Genomic DNA, 18,485 nt, shown 5'->3' with positions numbered 1-18,485 from the left:
GGGGTCTGAGCTGGGCGAACACCTGCTCAGGTCGCCGGGCAGCCGAACACCTCACGGCTGGTGTCGGTGCCGGTCACCCGCAGCGGGCCCCAGATGCCGGTGCTCACCGTGGTGCAGCTCAGCTGGTCCAGCGCCACGGCGGGCAGGTCCGCCAGCGCCACCGGCAGGGCCACCTCGAGTTGGTCGGTGTAGGTGACCTTCGCACCACCGGGCAACAGGGTGTCCAGGCCGCGTGCCCGTTCCTCCAGCGACGGCCCGCCGACCAGGGCGCGCAACGAGCTCTCCGGGCCGGCCACGCCCGGCGTCGGCCGGGAGATCGGGTAGAGGCTGCCCTTGAGCACGAAGTAGAGCACCAGTTCGGCCTGGTTCCGCACCGGGAACGCCGGGGCCGGACCGGCCGGGATCACCCCGTCGGTCGGCCGGACGCCGCAGGCGGTGAGCAGCAGCACCAGGCACCACGGCAGGATGCGCTTCACCGCGCCACCCCCGGGAACCGCGGCAGCCGCAGGGTGAACCGGGCGCCGCCCTCCGGCCGGTTCTCGGCGTGGATGCCGCCGCCGTGCATCCGCGCGTTCTCCAGCGCGATGGCCAGCCCGAGCCCGCTGCCGTCCGACCGCGCGCGGGCGCTGTCGGCCTTGTAGAACCGCTCGAACACGTGCGGCAGCACCGCCGGGTCGATGCCGGGGCCGTGGTCTGCCACCGCCACCACCACCGTCGTGGCGTCCGCCGCCAGCCGCACCTGGACCGGTGGGCCGCCGTGGCGCAACGCGTTCCCGACCAGGTTCGCCACGATCACGTCCAGTCGTCGGCGGTCCACCACGGCGCTGATGCCCGCGGGCAGGTCCGTCACCAGTTCGGGGCCGTCCTGCCAGCCGCGGGCGGCCATGCTGTCGCGGATGGCCGTCGCCAGGTCCCACTCGTCCAGCCGCAGGTCCGCCCGGTTGGTGTCGAAGCGGGAGATCTCGATCAGGTCCTGCACCAGCCGGGCCAGCTTGCGGGTCTCCGCCGAGACCAGGCGCGCGGCGACCGCGGTGTCCGGCGGCAGCTGCCCGGCGTCCTCGTCCAGCACCCCGGTCACCGCGCTCATCGCGGTCAGCGGGGTGCGCAGTTCGTGGGAGACGTCGGCGACGAACCGGCGGGCCGCCGACTCCATCTCCCGCAGTTCGCCCACGGTCCGGTCCAGCGCCACCGCGGTTTCGTTGAAGGTGCTGACCAGCTCGGCGAGTTCGTCGGACCCGCGGGCGCGCAGCCGGGTGTCCAGCTTGCCCTCGGCCAGCTGCCGCGCGGCCAGGTTGAGCTGGCGCACCGGCCGCAGCACCTGCCTGGCGGCGAGCAGCGCGAGCGCGGCTGCCAGCGGGAACACCAGCGCGACGGTCAGCCAGGCGTACCGCGCCAGCTCCTCGATGGACAGCTGCTGCTGCGCCAGCGACATCGACGCGTAGACCTCGATGCCGGTCGGCCGGAGCACCCCGGCCGGATCCGGCCCGAGCACCGCCATGCCGACGTAGAACATCGGCACCCCGCTCCGGAGCACCCGCTGGAATTGGATGTGGTCGCTCCCGGCGACCGCCGCCCGCAGCTCGGCGGGCACCTCGCCGAGCGACAGCCCCCTGGTGGCGGAGGAGCGGCCTTCGTGGGTGGCCAGGCTCGTCCCGCCGACCTTGCTCGCCAGCGTCTCGAGATCGGCCTGGCCCGGTGGTACGGACAACTGGGACAGGGTGTCGGTGACCTGCCGCTTCACCTCGTTCATGAACGGGTCCTGCGCGCTGGCGAGCATGGTGTTGCGGGCGGAGACGTAACTGGCGCCGCTGGCCGCCGCCGCGCCGAGCAGGGTGGCCGCGGCGAACGCCGCCAGCAGCCGCGGCCGCAGCCCCGACAGCCACGCCCACGGCCGGTTCCTGGTCACGGGCGGGCGAACCGGTAGCCGAACCCGCGCACGGTCTCCACGTGGCGCGGGCTGGCAGGCACGTCCTCGATCTTCGACCGCAGCCGCTGCACGCAGGCGTCCACCAGCCGCGAGTCGCCGAGGTAGTCGTGCTCCCACACCGCTTCGAGGATCTGCTGGCGGCTGAGCACGCGCCCGGGGGTGCGGGACAGCTCCAGCAGCAGCTTCAGCTCGGTCGGGGTCAGCTGCACCGGTTCCCCGCGCAGGGTGACCACCAGGCCGGTGCGGTCGATCACCAGCTCGCCGTACTGCTCGGTGGCGCTCTGCTGCTCGCTGACCGCCCGGCGCAGCACCGCGCGGATGCGGGCGTCGAGCACCCGGGGTTCGACCGGTTTGACCACGTAGTCGTCGGCCCCGGCCTCGAGCCCGGCGACCACGTCGAAGTCGTGGCTGCGCGCGGTGAGCATGATGATCGGCGTCTCCCCGCCCGCCCGGATCCGGCGGCAGGTCTCGAAGCCGTCGATGCCGGGCAGCATCAGGTCGAGCACCACGATGTCCGGCCGGTGTTCGCGCAGCTGGTCGAGGCCGCGCTCACCGGATTCCGCGGCGTGCACCACGTGCCCCTGGCGGCGCAGCGCCAGCCCGAGGCCCTCCCGCACCGCGTGGTCGTCCTCCACCAGCAAAACCATGGCCACCGGGTCATTAAACCGACGGCGGGCCGGAGCCGCGATCGGTGCACCCCTTTGTGGCAAAACCATGACATTACCCGGACGAGACCGCGAAACAGGCCGGACAGCATGGGATTCATGCAGGTCAGTCTGGTTTTGGGGAATTCGGCCGATCCGGCGCCCACCGAGAAGGTGCACGCCTACCCGGCGCGGCACGGCAACGCCCGCCGCAAAGTCGCTCCCACCCGCCGGCCCACCACCACCCTCAACGGAGCCGCTGCGCGGCGCGGGTCGCCTGCGCCGCTGGCGGCGGCGTTCGGCTGCGTGCTCGCCTTCGCCTACACCTACTGGTTCTTCGTGCTCACCCCGGGCGGCCAGCGGATCGAGAACAGCGCCCTGCTCGCCGCCCGGCCGTCCACAACGGATTCCGTGGCCGGGCTGCTGCGCGACGTCGACTTCGTGCCGCTGCTCGGGGTGACCGCGGTGGTGCTGCCGTTGCTCGCCCTGGCGCGGCGCCGGTACGCGCTGGCCGGTGGGGCGCTGGTCACCCTGCTCGGTTCACTGGCCGCGGCCCAGTTCCTCAAGCTCTCCGTGCTGCCGCGGCCACGGCTCGGCGACAGCGACGGCGCGCCGGGGCACAACAGCTTCCCCAGCGGGCACGTCACCGCGGCGATCGCCGTGCTGCTGGCCACCATGCTGGTGCTGCCGCGCCGGTACCGGCTGTGGGCGGCGGTCCCCGGTGCGCTCGGCGTGGCCTGGGTGGCGGCGTCCACTGTGGTCCTCGGCTGGCACCGGCTCAGCGACACGCTCGGCGCGGTGTTCCTGGTCTGCGCGCTGTGCTGTCTGGCGCTCGCCTTCCGGGCGGAACACCGCGGCAGGCGCCGGGCCTCCTTCGGGGCGACGGCCACCGTGCTGCTGGTGCCGGTGCTGGTCGCCGGTGGTGCTTACCTGGCCACCACGGCGGGTGCCGAGGGCGGGGGCGTGCTGGTGATGGCGGTGGTGCTGGCCGCGGTCTCCTCGGTGGTGATGGTGGCGCTGGTGACCTGGCTGATGCTCGGGGACCGGGTCCAACGGCCCTAGTGGACTGCGCCGGTGCACGGCACCGTGTCGCCATGGGGGAACTCGCGGCGGTGCTCAGGACGGGTGGAACCGGCATGCTCGACTCCTTCGGCCAGGAGGTGCTCAACCGGGCCCAGGCGCTCGAGCTGCTGGGCACGGCCGGGCTGGGGCGGGTGGTGTTCACCGATCGAGGCATGCCGGCGGTGCAGCCGGTCCGGTTCGGGCTCGACGAGCACGCGGTGTGCTTCGGGGTGCCGTCGACCAGCGTGCTCGCCGCCGCCGCCCGCGGCAACGTGCTGGCCTTCCAGGCGGACGCGCTGGCCCCGGGGCTGGCCGGGGGCTGGTGGGTCACCGTGCTCGGGCACGCGAACCGGCACGAGGTGTCCGGCGGTGACTGCGTGGTGCGGATTTCCCTCGAAGTGGTGGCCGGGCGCCGGTTGCGCGTGGGCCAGTAACGAACAGCACGCCGGAGTCGACCACTCTGGCGGAAGAACCCTGCCGAAAAACGGGACCGGTGCGCGCAGTGAACGACCACGGCGCCCAGCGCTTGCTGGACGCGGTCATCAGCATCGCCCGCGGCGCGAGCGTGCCCGAGATCCTCGACCGGGTGGCGCGTGCCGCGTGCGCGCTGACCGGTGCGCCCGAGGGGGTGGTGCGCCGCACCGGCGCGGCCCCGCCCGAGCCCGGTGCGGCGCTGGTGGTGCCGATCGAGGTGCGGGGCGAGCGCTTCGGGGAGGTCCGCCTCACCGGCAAGGAGTTCACCGAAGCCGACGCCGGCCAGGTCCGGACCCTGCTCACCGCGGCGAGCGGGTCGATCGGCAACGCGGCCCTGTTCGAGCAGGCCGAGCAGCGGGAACGCTGGCTGCGCGCGTCCCACGACGTGACCACCGCCCTGCTCGCCGGTGAGGACCCCGAAGCCACCCTGCGGTTGATCGCCGAACGCGCGCGGCTGGTGGCCGGGGCGACCGCGGGCGGGATCGCGCGCCCGGCCGACGAGACCGCTTCGGTGCTGGTGTTCGAAGTGGTCGAGCCGCCGGGACCGGACGCCGACCGGCTGACCGGGCTGACCGTGCCCGCCGAGGGCACCGCCACCGGGATCGCCTTCACCAGCGGGGAACCGGTGGTGGTGCGCCGCTACGGCGACCACGTGACCGTGCAGCAGTCCGGGACCGGCGTGGACCTGCCGCCGGTGGTCGCCGACCTGGACTCCGCGGTGGCCGTGCCGTTGCGCGTCGGCGGGGAGTCGCTCGGCGTGCTGGTGGTGGCGAAGCTGCGCGACGAGGTGCCGTTCACCGACACCGAGGTCCGGCTCGCGCTGACCTTCGGCGCGCACGCCGCGCTGGCCATGGAGTTCGCCAGGGCCGAGCAGGACCGGCAGCGCCTCGCCGTGCTGGAGGACCGCGACCGCATCGCCCGCGACCTGCACGACCTGGTGATCCAGCGGTTGTTCGCGATCGCGCTGGGCCTGGAGTCGACCGGGTTGCTGCTGGACGAGCCGCGGGTGGCCGGCCAGCTGCGCAAGTTCGTCGACGACCTCGACGCCACCATCACCGAGGTCCGCAACAGCATCTTCGCCCTGCAGCAACCCGCCGAGGGCCTGCGCGCGCGGATTTCGAAGGCGTGCGCCGAGGCGACCGGCAGCCTCGGCTTCGAACCGCGCGTGGGGTTCACCGGTGCGGTGGACGCCGCCGTGCCCGCCGCGGTGGAAGCCGACCTGTTCGCCACGCTGCGGGAAGCGTTGTCGAACACGGCGAGGCACAGCCGGGCGACGAAGGTCTCGGTGAACGTCGCCGTCGACGCCAAGGGGCATCGGCTGCGGTTGACCGTGGCGGACAACGGCATCGGGCTCCCGGCCGAACCGGCTCGGCGCAGCGGGCTGGCGAACCTGGCCACCCGGGCGCAGCGGTGGCGCGGGAGTTGCGCTGTACAGGGCGGTCCCGATCGTGGTACCACCGTGGATTGGTCCATCCAGCTGCCGGGGGAGCGCAGATGACGGTGTCGGTGTTCCTCCTCGACGACCACGAGCTGGTGCGCACCGGCCTGCGCACGGTGCTCCAGGCGCACGGCCTCGCCGTGTGCGGTGAGGCCGCGACCGCCGCCGAGGCGCTGATCCGCATTCCGGCGGCCCGCCCGGACGTGGCGATCCTCGACGTGCGCCTGCCCGACGGCGAAGGCATTTCGGTGTGCCGCGAGATCCGGGCCGCGGTCGAGCCGCCGCCCGCCTGCCTCATGCTCACCTCGTTCTCCGACGACGAGGCGTTGTTCGGCGCGATCATGGCCGGGGCGGCCGGGTACATGCTCAAGCAGGTCTCCGGCGGCGACCTGGTCAAGGCGGTCCGGACGGTGGCGGACGGCGGCTCGCTGCTCGACGCGCACCTGACCGCGTCGGTGATGAGCAGGCTGCGGGGCGACGACGGTCCGGTCGACCCGGGGTACGCCCAGCTCAGCCCGCAGGAACGCCGGGTACTGGAGCTGATCGCGGACGGCCTGACCAACCGCCAGATCGCCGGGCGGCTCGGGCTGGCGGAGAAGACGATCAAGAACTACGTATCGTCGTTGCTGCACAAGCTCGGATTCGAACGCCGGACGGAGGCCGCGGTGTATGCCACCAAGCGCCGGCGCTCCCACCCCTGACCGCGACGGTTACCGCACCGTCGCCGGGGCGGGCGTGCACGAGATCGAGGTGCGGCGGTCGCGGTTCCGCTGCGCGCTGGCACCGGCCGGCTCGGTGGAGGCCGCCCGCGGGGTGATCGCCGAACGGCGGCGCGCGGAACCGGCGGCCCGGCACCACTGCCACGCCTTCGTGCTCGGCCCGGACGGGCGCACCCAGCGGTCCAGCGACGACGGCGAACCGGCCGGCACCGCGGGCGCGCCGATGCTGGAGGTGCTGCGCCGGCGGGAGCTGACCGACACCGTCGCCGTGGTGAGCCGCCACTTCGGCGGGGTGCTGCTCGGCGCGGGCGGCCTGGTCCGGGCCTACGGCCAGGCGGTGGCCGACGCGATCGACGCCGTCGGCACGGTCGAATACCGGCGGCTGAACCTGTTCCTGGTGAGCGTGGACTACGGCCGCGCCGGCCGGGTCGAGGGCGAGCTGCACTCGTCGGAGTACCGGGTCACCGGCACGCGGTACGACGACGCCGCCCGGTTCGAGGTCGGCGTCCGGCCGGACCGGGTGCCGGATTTCCGGGCGTGGCTGGCGGAGCTGACCGGCGGCAGCGCCGAGGTCGAGGCCGCGGGCGAGGACTGGATTCGCGGAATCCGCGGATAATCCCGGTATTCCGGTGTATCTGGCCGGCCGGTACCCGCCTCCTTGAATGCGTGGTGCTCGCGGTAGGGCCGTTGGACCCGGGCCGGTGCGGGGCGTGGGGCCCTGGCCGGTCCGCCGCGGACATTGAAAGCTGGGAGCGATCCTCGGCTAGCAGGGGAGAGCGCCGATGAAGTTGATCCAGGTCGAAGACATACCCATGTACCTGCGCACGCTCGCCGTGCTCGCGGTACTGCTCACCGCTTCGGTGCAGGCGCCCGCCGACGGGCGTGCCACCGGGGGACCCGTGGCGGTCGTGGTCGTTCCGGCCCGGTCCGGCGGGGTGCTCGGGGAGCAGCGCGAGCCGGCGGCCGAGTGGACCGGCAACCCGCTGGGTCGCTCCGTCGCGCACTGACCACCAAGGCTGGCTTAATGCGGCACAACGCTCCGGGAACTCCATCGGTCGCCGACCGGGTGCTGGACGTGCTCGACGCGTTCAGCGCGGAGCGCCCCGAACTGACCCTGTCCGAGCTGAGCAGGCGCACCGGCCTGCCGTTGTCCACCACCCACCGCATCGTCGGCGGGCTGGTCCGGCGTGGTGCGCTGGAACGGGCCGATACCGGGCGGTACCGGGTCGGCCTGTGGTTGTGGGAGGTGGCGTCACTGGCTCCGCACGGCCTCGGCCTGCGGGACACCGCGATGCCCTTCCTGGAGGACCTGCACGAGGCCACCCGGCAGAACGTGCAGCTGGCCGTGCTGGACGCACCTGACGTGGTGTACCTGGAACGGCTCTCCGGGCACACCCCGGTGCCGTCCAGGGCGGGCGGGCGGCTGCCCGCGCACGCCACCGGCGTCGGCCTGGCGCTGCTCGCGCACGCCCCGGCGAACGTGGCCGAGCGGGTGCTCGCGCGGCCGATGAAGCGGTTCACCGACAAGACGATCGCGTCGCCGGAGCGGTTGCGGCGGGTGCTCGCCGACGTCCGCCGCGAAGGCATCGCGATCAGCGACGGCCAGATCGAACTGGTGGGGCTCTCCGTGGCGGCTCCCGTGTTCGGCGCCGAGGACACCGCGGTCGCGGCGATCTCGGTGGCGGTCCCGGCGAACGGGACCGATCCGCGCACGCTGGTGCCGGCGGTGCGAGCGGCGGCCCGGGGCATCTCCCGCACCCTGGGCGCGCCGCGCGCCAAGCGGGCCGGGCTGGTGGTCGGCGGCCGGGGCTAACCTGGTCAACTCGGGGTTGACGATCCGGCATCGTCAACTTATGGTTGACGCATGGACAACCCCGTCAAGCTCGACACGATGATCGAGTACATCAAGAACCAGGCCCCCGAGGCCGACCCGCTGCAGCACCTGTCGCAGGCGGTGCTCGCCGCCGACCACCTCGGGGAGGTGGCCGACCACCTGATCGGCCACTTCGTCGACCAGGCGCGGCGCTCCGGCGCGTCCTGGACCGACATCGGGCGCAGCATGGGCGTGAGCAAGCAGGCCGTGCAGAAGCGCTTCGTGCCCAAGGAGAACGACGGCCAGTCGCTGGCCGAGGTGATGCAGTCGTTCGCCCGCTACACCGATCGCGCGCGGCAGGCCGTGGTCGGCTCCCAGCAGATCGCGCTGGCCGCCGGGAACGCCCGGATCGAACCGGAGCACCTGCTGGTCGCGTTGCTCGGCGACCCGGCGAACCTGGCCACCCGGACCGTGGTGGCGCTGGGGGGCTCGCCCGAACGGCTGCGCGAGCAGTTGGTGGCTTCCTTCGAGCCCGCCGCGGAAAGCGTGCCGGAACAGGCCACGATCAGCGCCCGCGGCCGCAAGCTGTTCGAACTGACCTCGCGGGAAGCGTTGCGGCTCGGGCACAACTACGTCGGCGCGGAGCACTTCCTGTTCAGCCTGCTGGAATCCGGCGAGGGGCGGGCGTTCGAGGTGCTCACCGAAGCGGGTATCACCAAGGAGAAGGTGGAGACCGAGGTCAGTCAGGCGCTGGCACGGGTCCTGGCCGAGCGGCCCGCCTCCGGAACCTGAGGTCGACCAGCCAGGCGTAGAGGACCGACGGTGCCGCGATGAGGACCGCGTCACCCCAGGTCGCGGTCACCGTGCTCTGGTCGGGAATCGGGGCCCCGCCCGCCAGCACCATGGTGGCGATGTTGTTCACCGCGTGCAGCCCGATCGCCGCCTCCAGGCCACCGGTGCGCACGGTGACCCAGCACAGGATCATCGCGAAGACGAACAGTTCGGCCAGGATCGGCGCGGACGTGTAGCCGTGCGTGGCCACGAAAGCCGCCGAGCCGAGCACCGCGCCCGGCCAGGGGGTGCGCAGCCAGGCGCCGAACGCCTGCAGCAGCCAGCCGCGGAACACGTACTCCTCGGCGGCGGCCTGGAACGGCACCAGCAGCAGGGTGAGCGCCACGATGGACAGGTAGGACGGCAGGCCGGGCCAGTCCTCGCCGGACCAGCCGGCGCCGGACAGCAGGTCGACCGCGGCCGAGGCGGTGAACGCGGCCGTGGCCCAGCCGGTGCACTCGGCCAGCCACCGCCGGCGCAGTCGACCGTCCACACTGGACACCGTGCCGGGCGGGCGCCGTTCGCCGAACCGGGCGGCGGCGAAGGCGGCGGGCAGGGTGACCGCGATCGCGCCGAAGCTGACCACCAGCTCCCACCGCTGATCGGTGCTGTCGACCAGCGCGGCGAAGGTGGAAAACACGGCCAGGCAAGCGAAGCCGACCGCGACGAGCACCGCCGCGCCGAGCAGCGGCCGCCACCAGCGGTAGGCCGGGCCGCGGGTCTGGAGGTGGTAGCTCACTCGGGTCAATCTAGCCGCTAGTGGATCTCCGGCGCTTACGCAAGGTTCCTTCGTTCACGCGGTGGAGTGAGTTGGAACTTTCGAAGGGTGTTAATGATTTACCAACAGTGTTTACGCTGCGTTTCATCCCCCGGGGAGGCCAGGGGGCCGGGAGAAGGAGATGCGGATGAAGGTACGTGCTCTGGTCGTGGGCCTGCTCACCGGCGTGGGCGCCGCGGTGGCGGCGGTCGCCGGTGCGGCGCCCGCCGGTGCCGACGTCAGCCCGTTCATCGTCGGCGGGAACGACGCCGACCGGGAGTACTCGTGGATGGTCTCGCTGCAGGAGGGCGGGAACCACTTCTGCGGTGGCTCGCTGATCTCCCCGGAGTGGGTGCTCACCGCGGCGCACTGCGTCCAGGGCTCGTCGGCCGACTCGATCAGCGCGCGGATCGGCAGCAACGACCGCACCTCCGGGGGTGAACAAGCGCAGGCCGCCGAGGTCGTCGTGCACCCGGACTACAACGGCGTCGGCGCGGGTGGGGACATCGCGCTGGTGAAGCTGTCCGCCCCGGCCACTTCGGCGCCGGTCTCCCTGGGCACCACCACCGACGCGGGCACCAAGACCCGCCTGCTCGGGTGGGGCCAGACCTGCCCGGAGCGCGGTGGTTGCGGGGCGCCGGTGCAGCTGCAGCAGCTGGACACCCAGGTGGTCGGCGCCGACCAGTGCACCGGCATCGACGGCAGCGTCGAGCTGTGCACCGACAACCCCGGCGGGAACGCGGGCGCCTGCTACGGCGACTCGGGTGGCCCGCAGGTCGTCGAGGCGGGTGGCGAGTGGGAGCTGATCGGGGTGACGAGCCGGACCGGTAACGGCGACCCGACGTGTGCGACCGGGCCGTCCATCTACACCTCGGCTCCGGCGTATGGGGATTGGATCTCGCAGCACGTGGGGTGATGGTTCGCCCCGGTTTTTTCGGTGTGACTACGGCTCAGCCCCCGAGGTCAAGGCGGGAAGGATGCTTTGGCCTCGGGGGCTGAGCCGTTTTTGGCGGTGGACCGGGGCGGCCGCGCCGGTTGGGGGCCCCGGGCCGCTCTCCCGGAGTGGCGCGGCCGTCCTCGTCAGGCGGGCTTTTCCGGGCGGTCGTCGGTGGCCCATTCGGTGTGGAAGGAGCCTTCGCGGTCCACGCGGCGGTAGGTGTGCGCGCCGAAGTAGTCGCGCTGGCCCTGGATCAGGGCGGCCGGGAGGCGTTCCGCGCGCAGGGCGTCGTAGTAGGCCAGGGAGGTGGCGAAGCCCGGGACCGGGATGCCCAGCCGCGTGGCGGTGGAGACCACGGAGCGCCAGGAGTCCTGGGCGTCCTCGACCGCCTTGCGGAACTGGCCCGCGGTGAGCAGCGTCGGCAGCTCGGTTTCGGCGGCGTAGGCGCCCCGGATGTCGTCGAGGAACTTGGCGCGGATGATGCAGCCGTCCCGCCAGATGGTGGCGATCTGCCCCAGATCGATGTTCCAGCCGTACTCCGCGCTCCCGGCCTGGATCTGGTTGAAGCCCTGCGCGTAGGCGACCACTTTGGACGCGTACAGCGCCTGCTCCACGTCGTCGGCGAAGCGCTCGGCCTCCGAGCCGGTCAGCTTCGTCCGCGACGGGCCCGCGAGACCCCTGGCGGCAGCGCGCAGGCCCGCGTGACCCGAGAGCGAACGCGCGAAGGTGGCCTCGGCGATCCCGCTGATCGGCACCCCGAGGTCGAGGCCGATCTGCACGGTCCAGCGGCCGGTGCCCTTCTGCTCGGCCTGGTCGGCGACCACGTCCACGAACGGCTTGCCGGTCGCGCCGTCGGTGTGCGCGAGCACCTGCGCGGTGATTTCGATCAGGTAGGAGTCCAGCCGCCCGGTGTTCCAGGTGCGGAAGACCTCGGCGATCTGCGCCGGCTCGTACCCGGCGGCGCCGCGCAGCAGGTCGAACGACTCGGCGATCAGCTGCATGTCGGCGTACTCGATGCCGTTGTGCACCATCTTCACGAAGTGCCCGGCACCGTCCGGCCCGATGTGCGCGCAGCACGGCGTGCCGTCGACCTTGGCGGAGATGTCCTCCAGCAGCGGACCCAGCGATTCGTACGATTCCGGCGAGCCGCCCGGCATGATGCTCGGGCCGTGCAGCGCGCCCTCTTCACCACCGGAGACACCGGTGCCGACGAAGTGCAGCCCGCGCTCGCGGAGTTCGGCTTCACGGCGGCGCGTGTCGGCGAAGTGCGCGTTGCCGGCGTCGACGATCACGTCGCCCTTTTCCAGCAGCGGCGCGAACTCCTCGATCACCGCGTCGGTCGGGGCACCCGCCTTCACCATGATCACCACCTGGCGCGGGCGCTCCAGCGAGTCGACGAACTCCTGCGCCGAGTACGCCGGGATGAACTCGCCCTCCCCGCCGAACTGCTCCACCAGGTCCCGCGTGCGCTGCTCGGAGCGGTTGTGCAGGGCCACCGTGTGCCCGTGCCGGGCCAGGTTCCGGGCCAGGTTGCGGCCCATCACCGCCAGCCCGGTGACCCCGATGCTCGCCTTCTTGGTCATGTGCTGCCTTCCGTATCGATCCTGCCCGCAGATTAGCCGCGTACTCCGGTTACGGGCGAGTCGCCGGACCGGCCTGGCCGGACCGGTCGATTTCCGCTGCGTGAGAGGGTAATGTCGGAGCGTCATCGACGATTAATACGAAACGTCTTTAGGGGTCCCGTGGTACTGGCCGGTCGGTCTGGGGGTTGTTGATGGCGAGCACCATCACCTCCCGCCGCAAGCAGCTCGGCAACGAGCTGCGTCACGCCCGCAACGCGGCCCGGATGACGCAACAGGCCGTCGCCGACGTGCTCGGCTGCACCCAGGGCAAGGTCAACAAGATCGAGTCGGGCGCGGTCGGGGTCAAGCTCGGTGACGTGCGCGCGATGCTGGACGCCTTCGGCATCGTCGGCGACGAGGCCGAGACCCTGATGAACCTGGCGCGCGCCGCGGCCGGGCAGCGCGGGCACTGGTCCGGCTACCGCTCGGTGGTGCCGCACTGGTTCCGCACCTTCACCGACCTCGAACCGGCCGCCGCGGAGATCCTCACCTGGCACGGCGAGCGCATCCCCGGCCCGCTGCAGTCCGAGCACTACATGCTCAAGCAGTTCACCGAGGCGGGCGCCACCGACGTCACCTCGCTGGTGCGCAACCGGCTCGACCGCAAGGCCGTGTTCGACCAGCAGCAGCCGCCGTACTACCGGTTCATCCTGAGCGAGGCCGCGTTGCGCCGCGCTCCCGGCGGGCATTCGCCGGGCGTGATGCTGGACCAGGTCGAGCACCTGCTGGAACTGGAGAAGCGCGCCCGCGTCTACCTGCACGTGCTGCCGTTCGACGCCAGGCTCGCCTCGGTGCCCAACGACTTCACCATCATGCGCTTTCCCGACCGCACCAGGGATTTCGTCTACATCGAGCATTCCGCGGGCGGGCTGTACCTGGACGACGTCAAGGACTTCCAGCTGTTCGTCGACTCCTGGGACCGGCTGCGCGGGGCGGCGCTGGAGCACCAGGACACCCGGCAGTTCTTCAAGGAACTGGCCGAGCACTACCGGGCGCAGCTGGCCAAGGACACGGGGGCCCAGGACTAGGCACGGCGCGAAGCGCTCCGTCGAGGGCGGCGGGTGGGAGTAATCTGGGCCGGTGACCGCACAGGGGGTAGCCGCTTGATGACCGAGAACGACGAGCCGGCCTTCGCGCCGCAGGGCATCGACCTGGAGCGGCCGAACGCGGCCCGCATCTACGACTGGTTCCTCGGCGGCACCGCGAACTGGGCCATCGACCGCGAGTTCGGCGAGAAGGCGCTCAAGGCGGTGCCGCACGGCAGGCTCAACGCGATGGTGAACCGGGAGTTCCTCGGCCGCGCGGTGACCTACGCCGTGCGCGCCGGCGTCACCCAGTTCCTCGACCTCGGTTCCGGCGTGCCGACGGTGGGCAACGTGCACCAGGTGGCCGACCGGCTGGACCCGGACTCCCGCTGCGTCTACGTGGACAACGAGCCGGTGGCCGTGGCGCACAGCGAAATCCTGCTGGAGGAGAACGGCGACCCGGGCAGGCACGCCATCGTCAACGCCGACCTGCGCGACGTGGACCGCGTGTGGAGCCGGGCGTTCGGAACCGGGGTGCTCGACCCGGCGAAGCCGATCGGCCTGCTGATGGTGGCGGTGCTGCACTTCGTCTCGCCCGAACAGGGCGGGGAGGAGGCCGTGGCGCGCTACCGCGAACTGCTGCCGCCCGGCTCCCTGCTGATCATGTCACACGGTACGACCGACGGGGTGCCGCCCGAGCATCTGGTCCAGCTCCAGTCCGTCCACGAGCAGTACAAGCAGTCCAGCACTCCCGTCACCCTCCGCACGCGGGCCGAGTTCACCGCGTTGTTCGGTGACTTCACGATGGTGGACCCGGGGGTGGTCTGGCTTCCGCAGTGGCGTCTTGACGAGGCGGAATCCGAGGCTACCGCCGAGGTCGCGGAAAATCCGCCAGCGTCCTTCATGCTCGGCGGAGTCGCCAGGAAGGGCTGACTCCCGCTCGTCGCCGAGGGCGCGGTCGTCGCGCTCGGCCGGTGCCATCAGTCGCACGGTCATCGGTCAGCTCCCCCCGTTCCGAGCCCGGATGTCGTCGATGTGGTCGATGTTGTCCGTTCGATCGAAGTGCACCCCTGTGTCCTCCCCGGTGAGGATCTCGTGGCCGGTCCGGCCGCCGCCGTCGATGTCTCGCGGTGGTCACCGCGACGCGGCGATATCCTGACCGTGCCCCCCATCCCGCTAGGAATAATCCTACTCCTAGATTAATCTTGCTGTCGAGCGATCGCCGGGTGATCACCCGGGTGGCCCCACCCGCCGGGCGGTTTTCTCACGGAGGGTTGCCAGCCTCGGGTTCACCTGGGCCGGGAGTGGGGCGACCCTGATACATGCATGGAGGTAGGTCAGATGGCGGATTATCCCCGGGTCACCGATTACGACCCGGGCACGGCCGTGGCGCGGTTCGAGGCTTCGGCCTGGGAGAAGTCCTTCGCCAGCGAGCCCAACGGGGGCAACTGCGTGGAGGTCAACCTGGGCGTTCCCGGCCTGGTCGGGGTGCGCGACACCAAGCTCGCCGAAAGTCCGGTGTTCGTTTTCGACGCCGGTGAGTGGAACGCCTTCGTGACCGCGGTGAAGGCAGGTCAGTTCGATCTGCGGTGAAAAATCCGCCGGGAGAGGCCCGCATTCTCAGCCCGTGGAAGAGGGTGCGCCAATTCACAGATCTGGTCAGCGCATTTCACGCTCCGGTGAAAGCGCCCTCCCGGCGGTGCCTCAGTTCGCCAGGCGGGCCCGGGTGCGGCGCCAGGCGAAGCCGAGGAAACCGATCAGGCCGAGCAGCGGCAGCACGCTGATCGACCAGCTCAGCGCCATCGGCGGCCCCGGCTGCTCGAGCACCGGCAGCCTGCTCAGCTCACCCTCGCCGCGCCCGGCCGGGCCGTCGATGACGAACCGGAACTTCCAGTCCCCCTCGCTGTCCAGCGCCCTGATGTCCAGGCCCCACACGTCCAGCTTGCGCGGGTGCCTGGTCAGCGGGTTCTCCCGGCCCTGCCTGCCGGTCTCCGGATCGGTGGTGGCGAACACCCCGGACTTGTCCGCGATGCCGCCGTCCGGGATGAAGGTGAAGTCCAGCGACTGCATGGCCCTGAGCGGCCAGGTGCTGAAGCCGACGGTCAGCCCGTACGGCCCCACCTGCACCCGTTCGGTGTGCACGGTGTTGACCGGCTCGTAGGCCGAGGCCAGTGGTGCCGACGCGACCAGCAGGCCGGCCGCGGCCAGCAGCGCGAGCAGTTTGCGCATCACACGTCCTCCTTGTCGCGCCGGGGAGCCAGCAGCCGCAGCATTCCGCCGAAGCGCCAGCCGAGGAAGCCGCCGAGCAGGCCGAACCCGGCGCCCACCCCGGCGGTGGCCAGGACGTGCCCGGCGCCGGGCACCCCGAGGTCGTAGAGCCAGCTGTCCTGGAACGGCTGCGCGCCCGCGACGACGAAGCCCGCGACCGCCCCGGCGAGCGCACCCGCCCAGCGCCGCGGCGTGCCGCCCCGGCTGCTCGCCCAGACCACCAGCTCCGCCAGCAACGCCGCCCCGACCAGGCACACCGGCATCAGCGACGGCATCGAAGCCAGGTCGTCGACGTTGTCCCGCAGCGGCAGCCCGACCGCCGAGGCGTAGGCGTGCGCGGCCCACGGCGAGAACCACCACGAGAACGCCTGCCAGGCGCTGAGCAGCACGGCCGCCCCGAGCGCCCCGCCCGGCCCGCCGAGGAACCCGCGGGCCAGCACCACCAGCATCACCGACAGGAAGGTCATGCCGGTGGTCACCGCGCTGACCTCGGTGTCCACTTCGGACAACCCGAGCACGGTGACCGAGCTGAACGAGAGCAGCACCGCGACCCCGGCCAGCGTGCCGAACACCCCCCAGCGGTGGTCGCGGGCGGCGGCGAACACCATCACCGTGCCGACCATGGTGACCATCACCGAGAGCAGCAGCCCGATGTGCGGGGGCGAGTCGATCACCGCGTCGAACCCGTACAGGCTGTGCCACCACAGGTCCCACAGGCCGTACAGCAGGAACAACGCCCCGCCGGTGCCCGCGACCAGGTAACCGGCCGGGGCGGCGAAGGTGCGGCCGAACACCCCGACCGCCCGGCCGCCGACCGCCTCGTCCACCGGCCGCCCGGCCCGCTGCGCCGCCGTGGTGGCCAGCACCACCACCAGGCTGATCAGCCCGGCGATCGCGCTGCCGGTGTAGAGGAACAGGTGCGGCAGGGTGAAGAAGGTGTCCGGGCCGACGTCTTCGTGCCACTCCACGTCCCAGGTCAGCCCGACCAGGGTGATCAGCGTGCCCGCCAGCAGGCCGGACGCCGGTAACCAGGCCCTCGACGCGGTCCCGGTCCCGGCGGCCGCCACCGAACCGGTGAGCGGAGCCGTGAAATCCATCGTTTCCTCCCTCAGTTCCCCACGAGCAGGGGGAAGACCAGTTCCTCGGCACCCGAGCCGTCGCGCAGGCGCACGGTGATCTCCCACTGCCCGGACATCGGCAGCAGCGCTTCCGCGGCGTGGTACCGCCCCGGCCCCCGTGCCGCGGCCGGTACCGGTTCCAGTGCGTGGCCCATCTGCGCCATCACCGGTTCCACGGTCACCTCCAGGCCCTCGACCGGGTGCCCGAGCGGATCGGTGACCTCCACGTCGAAGGCGTTCAACCCGGTTTTCGGTTCGGCGACCCGCAGGCTCACGGTGTTCCGCGCACCGGTGGCCTGCACGGTGGTGACGCCGTCGCCGCCGGACGGCCACAGCAGCCAGGCCAGCACGGCGACCAGCGCGGCCCCGGCGATCCCCAGCGCGACGGGCTTGTTCACGGCCTGCCTCCCCCGGGCACGTCGAGCTGGACGGGCGCGGTCAGCACGGCGGAGTCCCGCATGCCCTGGAACCACAGGCGGTACCTGCCGGGTGCCGGGAAGGTGTAGGTGAACCGGACCTCGGGACCGTACGCGGCGACCGTCTCGTCGGGCTGCCCGGCGGCCGAGCGCCCGGACAGCACCGGCAACCCGGTCATCGAGTGCACGTGCGCCCAGGTCGGTGCGGTCGCCGCGGCGGTGCCGACGGGGACGCCGTCCGGCAGCGGGCCGACCACCACCAGGTGCCCGGTCATGCCCAGCCACGGCTGGAGCGTGCCGGTGTCGCCGAACCTGGCGGTCATCGTGGTGGCCGCGTTCGCGCGGACCTCACCAGCGCTCACCGTGACCGGCACCCCGCCGACGGCCTGCGTGCCGAAGCCCGGTGGGGCCGGAGCGGGGGCACCGTTCCCTTCGCTGTCCAAAGTGGATCGGAGCAACTGGGTGCCGCCGCCCCGCCTGGCGACTTCGGCGGACAGCGCGTACCGGCCGCCTTCGCCGCCGTCGAACCGCGCGGTGTACGTCCCGGGCGCGGTGCGCACCGGGTGCAGGTGCCACATCCGCCCGGACGGGCCGACGGCCACCAGGTGCACCAAGGCGTGGTGGTGCACCACGAGGTCGTCGGCGGGGCGGCCGGTGGCGCCGTCGGTCAGCCGCAGCGTGAACCCGGCGGGGGTACCGGACACCGCGAGGTTCAGCGGCGGCCGGGCGGGGTCCACTGTGGACGGCGGCAGCGCGTACGGGTCGTTGACCGAATCGGCGGTCGGGTCCAGCACGTCCTCGGCGGGTGGCGGGATGCTGGAGGACAGCAGTGCCGCGGTGATCGCCACCGCCAGGGCGGCGACGACCCCGGCCGCCGGCACCAGCACCGGCCACGACCGCCGCGCCCGCACCGCGGCGAACAACGCGATCAGCAGCAACGCGCCCGCCGCGACAAAACCGCCGTACGCCGCCTTCTCCCACGGCGCGGGCACCTGCGCGGGCACCACGAACGGAATGCGCGCGACCTGCGTGCCGTCACCGATCGCGAGTTCCCACGGGCCGGCCTGGCCGACGGTGAGCGTGCCGCTGTACGTGCCCGGCACCGCGCCCAGGTCCACCCGCGTGCTCGCGGACGCGCGCCCGGCCCACACCGCGGACAGCTCCAGCGTGCCCGCGGCCGTACCCGCGTGCGTGATCACGTCCACGCTCAGCGGTCCCGGCACCTCGGTCACCCGCCGGAGCACCACGGTCAGCTCGCGCTCGCCCAGCGTCTGCGCCACGTGCACGTCTTCCCCGATCGGCCCGCCGTCGGCCGCGGCCCGCCCCGGTACCAGCAGCAGGGCCAGCACCACCGCCAGCGCCCCCGCGCTCCACCCCTTCACCCCGACGAACCTAGGCAGCCGACCGGGTGCGACGCGTCACAGCGGCGGGGGA

At 72.4% G+C, this 18,485-nt stretch carries 21 protein-coding genes; 12 read left to right on the top strand and 9 right to left on the bottom strand.

The window, feature by feature from the left end:
- Positions 1-26: 26 nt before the first annotated feature.
- The 3 genes from AC07EG_RS30935 to AC07EG_RS30925 are packed head-to-tail and all read right to left on the bottom strand — an operon-like array spanning position 27 to position 2,580.
- Positions 27-476 carry a hypothetical protein gene (locus AC07EG_RS30935; RefSeq protein WP_478256759.1) on the bottom strand — a complete coding sequence of 150 codons (450 nt, stop codon included), beginning with the start codon at positions 474-476 and terminating at the stop codon, positions 27-29.
- The gene (locus tag AC07EG_RS30930) at positions 473-1,906 is read right to left on the bottom strand and encodes an ATP-binding protein (RefSeq protein WP_478256758.1); all 1,434 of its coding nucleotides are present in this window, start codon (positions 1,904-1,906) and stop codon (positions 473-475) included. The genes AC07EG_RS30935 and AC07EG_RS30930 overlap by 4 nt, the downstream gene beginning before the upstream one ends.
- The gene (locus AC07EG_RS30925; RefSeq protein WP_478256757.1) at positions 1,903-2,580 is read right to left on the bottom strand and encodes a response regulator; all 678 of its coding nucleotides are present in this window, start codon (positions 2,578-2,580) and stop codon (positions 1,903-1,905) included. Before AC07EG_RS30925 ends, AC07EG_RS30930 begins: the two co-directional genes overlap by 4 nt.
- Before the next feature lie 111 nt (positions 2,581-2,691).
- Here AC07EG_RS30925 and AC07EG_RS30920 point away from each other — a divergent pair, with 111 nt between their 5' ends.
- From AC07EG_RS30920 to AC07EG_RS30885, 8 genes are all read left to right on the top strand, one after another.
- Complete coding sequence (locus AC07EG_RS30920) at positions 2,692-3,633, top strand: phosphatase PAP2 family protein (RefSeq protein WP_478256756.1); 942 nt, start codon at positions 2,692-2,694, stop codon at positions 3,631-3,633.
- A gap of 32 nt (positions 3,634-3,665) precedes the next feature.
- Entirely contained in the window at positions 3,666-4,067 is a 402-nt protein-coding gene (locus AC07EG_RS30915; RefSeq protein ID WP_478256755.1) for a pyridoxamine 5'-phosphate oxidase family protein, read from the top strand.
- Between the two features lie 59 nt (positions 4,068-4,126).
- The gene (locus AC07EG_RS30910; RefSeq protein ID WP_478256754.1) at positions 4,127-5,605 is read left to right on the top strand and encodes a GAF domain-containing sensor histidine kinase; all 1,479 of its coding nucleotides are present in this window, start codon (positions 4,127-4,129) and stop codon (positions 5,603-5,605) included.
- Positions 5,602-6,246 carry a response regulator gene (locus AC07EG_RS30905; RefSeq protein WP_478256753.1) on the top strand — a complete coding sequence of 215 codons (645 nt, stop codon included), beginning with the start codon at positions 5,602-5,604 and terminating at the stop codon, positions 6,244-6,246. Before AC07EG_RS30910 ends, AC07EG_RS30905 begins: the two co-directional genes overlap by 4 nt.
- Positions 6,215-6,880 carry an IMPACT family protein gene (locus AC07EG_RS30900; protein ID WP_478256752.1) on the top strand — a complete coding sequence of 222 codons (666 nt, stop codon included), beginning with the start codon at positions 6,215-6,217 and terminating at the stop codon, positions 6,878-6,880. The genes AC07EG_RS30905 and AC07EG_RS30900 overlap by 32 nt, the downstream gene beginning before the upstream one ends.
- 166 nt (positions 6,881-7,046) lie before the next feature.
- Positions 7,047-7,271, top strand: coding sequence for a hypothetical protein (locus AC07EG_RS30895; RefSeq protein WP_478256751.1), 225 nt, complete (start codon positions 7,047-7,049; stop codon positions 7,269-7,271).
- 17 nt (positions 7,272-7,288) lie between these two features.
- Positions 7,289-8,077: an IclR family transcriptional regulator gene (locus AC07EG_RS30890; protein WP_478256750.1), complete on the top strand. Its 789-nt coding sequence runs from the start codon at positions 7,289-7,291 to the stop codon at positions 8,075-8,077.
- A 51-nt stretch (positions 8,078-8,128) separates the two neighbouring features.
- Positions 8,129-8,869, top strand: coding sequence for a Clp protease N-terminal domain-containing protein (locus AC07EG_RS30885; protein WP_478256749.1), 741 nt, complete (start codon positions 8,129-8,131; stop codon positions 8,867-8,869).
- On the opposite strand, the gene AC07EG_RS30880 is transcribed toward AC07EG_RS30885, so the two are convergent.
- A complete protein-coding gene (locus AC07EG_RS30880; protein ID WP_478256748.1) occupies positions 8,817-9,647 on the bottom strand; it encodes a lysostaphin resistance A-like protein in 831 nt (276 codons plus the stop codon). The two genes, AC07EG_RS30885 and AC07EG_RS30880, sit on opposite strands and share 53 nt — an antisense overlap.
- A 166-nt stretch (positions 9,648-9,813) precedes the next feature.
- Between AC07EG_RS30880 and AC07EG_RS30875 the strand changes: the two genes are divergently transcribed.
- Positions 9,814-10,581, top strand: a complete 768-nt coding sequence (locus AC07EG_RS30875; RefSeq protein ID WP_478256747.1) for a S1 family peptidase — start codon at positions 9,814-9,816, stop codon at positions 10,579-10,581.
- Between the two features lie 164 nt (positions 10,582-10,745).
- Here AC07EG_RS30875 and gndA read toward each other — a convergent pair whose 3' ends face one another.
- The gene (gndA, locus tag AC07EG_RS30870) at positions 10,746-12,185 is read right to left on the bottom strand and encodes an NADP-dependent phosphogluconate dehydrogenase (RefSeq protein ID WP_478256746.1); all 1,440 of its coding nucleotides are present in this window, start codon (positions 12,183-12,185) and stop codon (positions 10,746-10,748) included.
- A 191-nt stretch (positions 12,186-12,376) separates the two neighbouring features.
- On the opposite strand from gndA, the gene AC07EG_RS30865 reads away from it, so the two are divergent.
- The 3 genes from AC07EG_RS30865 (at position 12,377) to AC07EG_RS30855 (ending at position 14,842) form a co-directional block, all read left to right on the top strand.
- On the top strand, positions 12,377-13,252 hold the full coding sequence (locus tag AC07EG_RS30865; RefSeq protein ID WP_478256745.1) for a helix-turn-helix domain-containing protein: 876 nt from the start codon (positions 12,377-12,379) through the stop codon (positions 13,250-13,252).
- Positions 13,253-13,330: 78 nt separating this feature from the next.
- Complete coding sequence (locus AC07EG_RS30860; RefSeq protein ID WP_478256744.1) at positions 13,331-14,182, top strand: SAM-dependent methyltransferase; 852 nt, start codon at positions 13,331-13,333, stop codon at positions 14,180-14,182.
- A gap of 408 nt (positions 14,183-14,590) precedes the next feature.
- Positions 14,591-14,842, top strand: a complete 252-nt coding sequence (locus AC07EG_RS30855) for a DUF397 domain-containing protein (RefSeq protein ID WP_478256743.1) — start codon at positions 14,591-14,593, stop codon at positions 14,840-14,842.
- Between the two features lie 111 nt (positions 14,843-14,953).
- On the opposite strand, the gene AC07EG_RS30850 is transcribed toward AC07EG_RS30855, so the two are convergent.
- The 4 genes from AC07EG_RS30850 to AC07EG_RS30835 are packed head-to-tail and all read right to left on the bottom strand — an operon-like array spanning position 14,954 to position 18,433.
- Positions 14,954-15,478 (bottom strand): hypothetical protein, encoded by a 525-nt coding sequence (locus AC07EG_RS30850; RefSeq protein WP_478256742.1) that lies wholly within the window; start codon positions 15,476-15,478, stop codon positions 14,954-14,956.
- Positions 15,478-16,614, bottom strand: coding sequence for a hypothetical protein (locus tag AC07EG_RS30845; protein ID WP_478256741.1), 1,137 nt, complete (start codon positions 16,612-16,614; stop codon positions 15,478-15,480). Before AC07EG_RS30845 ends, AC07EG_RS30850 begins: the two co-directional genes overlap by 1 nt.
- A gap of 11 nt (positions 16,615-16,625) precedes the next feature.
- The gene (locus tag AC07EG_RS30840) at positions 16,626-17,033 is read right to left on the bottom strand and encodes a FixH family protein (protein ID WP_478256740.1); all 408 of its coding nucleotides are present in this window, start codon (positions 17,031-17,033) and stop codon (positions 16,626-16,628) included.
- Positions 17,030-18,433, bottom strand: coding sequence for a hypothetical protein (locus AC07EG_RS30835; RefSeq protein ID WP_478256739.1), 1,404 nt, complete (start codon positions 18,431-18,433; stop codon positions 17,030-17,032). Before AC07EG_RS30835 ends, AC07EG_RS30840 begins: the two co-directional genes overlap by 4 nt.
- Between the last annotated feature and the right edge of the window lie 52 nt (positions 18,434-18,485).

It is taken from the genome of Amycolatopsis sp. NPDC045836, from assembly GCF_056431745.1.
This window is presented reverse-complemented; position numbering and strand designations above follow the sequence as displayed.